The sequence below is a fragment of the Cellulomonas septica genome (assembly GCF_012396155.1).
Taxonomy (GTDB): Bacteria; Actinomycetota; Actinomycetes; order Actinomycetales; family Cellulomonadaceae; genus Cellulomonas; species Cellulomonas septica.
In genome coordinates this window covers 1-2,134 of record NZ_JAAXOY010000620.1, presented here as the reverse complement: position 1 = coordinate 2,134, position 2,134 = coordinate 1, and the positions used below count along the sequence as shown (strand labels likewise).

The window sequence follows — 2,134 nt, the reverse complement described above, 5'->3', positions numbered from 1 at the left end:
ACCGTCGCGGCGTCGGGTGCGTCGGGTGCGGCGGGCGCGGACGGCGTCCGATCGGGCGACACGGCGGCGGTCGGGGAGGTCGACGACGTCGGGCTCGTCGTGGCGTCGTCCGTGCGCCCCGGACCGCACGCGACCAGCGTCAGGAGCAGCGCGACACCGGCCGCGACGGCGGCGGACGGCGTGGCGCGGCGCATGGCCGGACGCTAGCAGCGCGGCGTCACAACTGGTCACGACCCTGTGGCGTCCTATGCTGACCGGACTGGTGTCCGGACGCGCGGCACCCACCTGCCCGGCGAGGGGGGCCTGTGCCCGTCCGAGACGCTGCCGACGACGACGCCCCCGTGGCGTCCGTCGACTGCCGTGACGGCGTCGTCCACCCGGACGGTGTCGAGGCGGTCGCCCGCGCGCTCGAGGGTGAGCGCGTGCGCTGGCAGCTCGCCGTCACGGCGGGGGAGGTCGGCGGGTTCGACTGGGACCTCGAGAGCGGGCGGCTCGAGTGGGACGACCAGCTCCACGCGATCTTCGGGGTCCCGCGCGAGGAGTTCGGCGGCACGATCGAGCACTTCGCGGCCCTGCTGCACCCGGACGACGTCGGGCGCGTGACCGAGGCGCTGCGCTCCGCGATCGCCGCGTGCGCCGAGTACTCCGCCGAGTACCGGGTCGTGCGCCCCGACGGGACGGTGCGGTGGGTGCAGGCCCGCGGCAAGGCGCTGCGCGGTCCGGACGGGTCGGCCGTGCGGGTCCTCGGCGCGGCGTACGACACGACCGACCGGCGCGACGCCGACGCCCGCATCTCCCGGGTGCTCGAGACGATGTCGGCCGCGTTCTTCCTGCTCGACGACATGTGGCGGTTCACGTACGTCAACGCCGAGGCGGAGGTGCTGCTCGCGCGGCCGCGGTCGGAGCTGCTGGGCGGCGTGATCTGGGAGCTGTTCCCCGACGCGCTCGGGTCGGCGTTCGAGGAGCACTACCGGGGTGCGGTCCGCAGCGGCGAGCCGCGCACGTTCGAGGCTCACTACCCGGCGCCGCTCGACCGCTGGTACGACGTGCGCGCCTGGCCCGGCACCGACGGGCTGTCGGTGTACTTCTCCGACTGCACCGAGCGTCGCCGGTCCCAGGACGAGGCGCGACGCGCCCGCGACCGGGCCGAGACCGAGCGCCGGGCCGCCGAGTGGGCGCGGCAGCGCGCGGAGGTGGGCCAGGCGCGGCTGCGGCTGCTCGCGGAGGTGGGCGACGACCTCGCGTCGACGCTCGACACCGAGGACGCCGTCGCGCGGCTGGCCCGGCACCTCGTGCCGAGCCTCGCGTCGTGGTGCCTCATCACGCTGTCGAGCGACCACCGCCACCTGCGCGACATCGCGTCGTGGCACGGCGACCCCGCGAGCCGCGAGACCGTCGCCCGGTACGCGCGGCTCCGGCTGAACTCGCTCGACCCGTCGTCGTACCTGCACCGGGCGCTGCGCACCGGCGAGGTCGTCGCGGTGCCCGACGCGACGCGGGCGATCTCCGAGGTCCTCACGGTCGGCGAGGCCCGGTCCGTGCTCGGCGAGCTCGCGCCGGAGAACGCGTACGCGATCCCGCTGCGCGCGCGTGGCCGCACTGTCGGCGCGATGACGCTGTTCCTCGACGCGGGCCGGCGCGACCTCACGGCCGACGACCTGGCGATGCTCGTGCAGCTCGCCGACCGGGCGGGGCTCGCGCTCGACAACGCGCGGCTCTACGAGGAGCAGCGGCAGATGGCGGAGTCGCTGCAGCGCGCGCTGCTGTCCGACCCCGTCCAGCCCGACGGCCTGCACGTCGTCGTCCGGTACCTGCCCGCGTCGAAGGCCGCGCAGGTCGGCGGCGACTGGTACGACGCCTTCCTCCAGCGCGACGGCTCGACCGTGCTCGCCGTCGGCGACGTCATCGGGCACGACACGCAGGCCGCGGCGGCGATGAGCCAGGTCCGCACGCTGCTGCGCGGCATCGGGTACACGTCGGGCGCCGCGCCGGCGACGATCCTGCGCGACCTCGACGAGGCGATGCAGGGCCTGCGAGTCGACACCATGGCGACCGCCGTCGTCGCGCGCCTCGACCCGTCTGGCGCGTCGGGCGCGTCGGGCGACGCGGGTGCCCGGCGGCTGCGCTGGTCGAG

1 protein-coding gene and 1 pseudogene are annotated in these 2,134 nt (G+C 76.0%); one reads left to right on the top strand and one right to left on the bottom strand.

All coding sequences use genetic code 11. The features are described from left to right. A pseudogene (locus HGA02_RS20560) lies at positions 1 to 194 on the bottom strand (hypothetical protein); the annotation flags it as partial. 147 nt (positions 195 to 341) lie between these two features. On the opposite strand from HGA02_RS20560, the gene HGA02_RS17350 reads away from it, so the two are divergent. Then, on the top strand, positions 342 to 2,134 hold a 1,793-nt coding region (locus HGA02_RS17350; protein WP_168680457.1), incomplete at its 3' end, for a PAS domain-containing protein.